The organism is Paenibacillus roseus, from assembly GCF_016424485.1.
Taxonomy (GTDB): Bacteria; Bacillota; Bacilli; order Paenibacillales; family Paenibacillaceae; genus Paenibacillus_D; species Paenibacillus_D roseus.
Map to the genome: position 1 here is coordinate 1 of NZ_JAELUP010000071.1, position 2,122 is coordinate 2,122.

The 2,122-nt window shown below is 41.9% G+C and carries 1 protein-coding gene and 7 tRNA genes; 1 reads left to right on the plus strand and 7 read right to left on the minus strand.

Annotated elements, in window-relative coordinates:
• Positions 1-587 precede the first annotated feature (587 nt).
• Complete coding sequence (locus tag JFN88_RS13940) at positions 588-1,319, plus strand: hypothetical protein (protein WP_199019917.1); 732 nt, start codon at positions 588-590, stop codon at positions 1,317-1,319.
• A 197-nt stretch (positions 1,320-1,516) separates the two neighbouring features.
• Here the strand turns inward: JFN88_RS13940 and JFN88_RS13945 are convergent.
• The 7 genes from JFN88_RS13945 to JFN88_RS13975 all read right to left on the minus strand — a co-directional run bounded on the left by JFN88_RS13945 (position 1,517) and on the right by JFN88_RS13975 (position 2,114).
• Positions 1,517-1,597 (minus strand) — tRNA-Leu (locus tag JFN88_RS13945).
• Positions 1,598-1,609: 12 nt separating this feature from the next.
• A tRNA-Lys gene (locus JFN88_RS13950) sits at positions 1,610-1,685 on the minus strand.
• A 9-nt stretch (positions 1,686-1,694) separates the two neighbouring features.
• Positions 1,695-1,769: transfer RNA gene (locus tag JFN88_RS13955), tRNA-Gln, on the minus strand.
• Between the two features lie 4 nt (positions 1,770-1,773).
• Positions 1,774-1,849: transfer RNA gene (locus tag JFN88_RS13960), tRNA-Val, on the minus strand.
• Positions 1,850-1,873: 24 nt separating this feature from the next.
• A tRNA-Glu gene (locus JFN88_RS13965) sits at positions 1,874-1,948 on the minus strand.
• Positions 1,949-1,958: 10 nt separating this feature from the next.
• Positions 1,959-2,034: transfer RNA gene (locus JFN88_RS13970), tRNA-Thr, on the minus strand.
• A 7-nt stretch (positions 2,035-2,041) separates the two neighbouring features.
• Positions 2,042-2,114 (minus strand) — tRNA-Asn (locus tag JFN88_RS13975).
• Between the last annotated feature and the right edge of the window lie 8 nt (positions 2,115-2,122).

Here is a 2,122-nt window from a genome sequence, read left to right on the forward strand (position 1 = left end):
TTCATCATAATTCGACAAGAAAATAATTCCAATCTATATATTAGCATAATAATTAGTAAGTATACAAACAAGGTAATTTATGTTTTTTTGAATAGTCGAATAATATTTCTTTTATACTCATAAACTCAATATCTATACTATTTCATTCATTCTTGGCGACTAGGTTAGTAGTCATTCTAAACCAGAGGTCTTTAACCAGACAATGGTGGATAATTGAGCGCTCAACAGCCCTTGTTTGGGTTTCTAAAGGAAGATACCCATGTTCGTCGTACAGTTGGGCTCTCCAATAAGTTTCTAAACAAAAATGGAGGAGATATTTTTTACATTGCAACAGATTCTTGGGCAAAGTTCACTAGAGATCGTTCGCCATTGCGTGGAGTTGTTCGGTACCAATAATCCATCAGCAGCATCAGGAATGTAGTCCTGTGGCCACTACGTACTCCAGTTTGACCAAATTTGCATAACTCGCAAAACGAGGAGGAAAATAGAAAATATTCATAGTATATTGATATCTTTTATTTGACTTATATATTTAGTTGGTTTAATCTTAATATGTGGATATAATATACAATTCAGGAGGTATCAGGATGAAAAAGAAAATTATCAGTGCTATTCTGTCAACGCTTCTCACACTAATTTTGGTTTTACCGGCTAGCGCATCCTCGCTCCAAGATACTCCATACAAATTGCTAGAGAATAATGTTGAAATCAAGGACCCTAGCATTTTGATTCAAAGAGCAATAAACAATGTCTCTGATTTACCTATTGAAAATCAAGTGAGTAGAGAACAAATTTTGTCCGACGATAATAAGCCGCTATCAGTTACACAATATAGAACTGCACAGCTGCTAACCGAAAAGCAAGATCAAGCATCCGGTGATCTCATTTCAACTTATGCAGTCACCACCCTTGCTAGTTATGACGCATCAAAAACTGAAACTAAGTGGGATTCCACATACTCGATAAAAGGGCATTTAACAATCTACGTATCCTATGTCTACGATTCTCACGGGTTAAAGTATTGGAAGCTTCAGGAAGTATCTGGCGGGTGGGAAGTATATGCTTCGGGCGTTACAGCGACTAATAAACAAGTTATTTATGGGGTTTATGGAATAACTCCTAGCAGTGGCTTGTTCCAAAATAGCATAACACAAAATCCAATTGCTAGTACCTTTAGTTACACTGCTCCAACCTCCTGGGGAGCCGTCTTGTCCACAGGAGCAGGTAATTTTAAACCTAACGTCGGGGGAAACACAACTGCTACTCTCTCAGCCTTCGGGTCTACATGGACTTTAACTGTATCCACTATTTTCGCCTAATGTTTACTAGCTAACTGTTGGTTTATAGATTGGGGCTGTCCAGAAAGTCAGTAAAGCCTGACTACTGGAAGCCCCCTTTTTGTTGAATGTTAAAAATGTACATAAAAAACCGTCTTTTCTATTAAAATGGTAGTTAGGGGATGTGGAGGAGAGAAAGAAAAAAACCCTTGAATATCAAGGGTTTTTTTCTTTTACGATGCGCATGGAGGGACTTGAACCCCCACGCCAAAGGCGCTAGATCCTAAGTCTAGTGCGTCTGCCAATTCCGCCACATGCGCTTGATGAAACAATGGTGAGCCATGAAGGACTCGAACCTTCGACACCCTGATTAAAAGTCAGGTGCTCTACCAACTGAGCTAATGGCTCTTGCTAAAATGGCTGGGGATCCAGGATTCGAACCTGGGAGTGACGGAGTCAAAGTCCGTTGCCTTACCGCTTGGCTAATCCCCAATAATGGTGGACGCTGACGGGATCGAACCGCCGACCCTCTGCTTGTAAGGCAGATGCTCTCCCAGCTGAGCTAAGCGTCCAGGTGATGCTATGTAGCTAAAAAATGGTGACCCGTAGGGGATTCGAACCCCTGTTACCTCCGTGAAAGGGAGGTGTCTTAACCCCTTGACCAACGGGCCTTGCAAAAAATGGAGCTCTCAACCGGGATCGAACCGGTGACCTCATCCTTACCATGGATGCACTCTACCTACTGAGCTATGAGAGCTAGAAGGCTCCCCGAACAGGACTCGAACCTGTGACAACTCGGTTAACAGCCGAGTGCTCTACCAACTGAGCTATCAGGGAATGCAAAC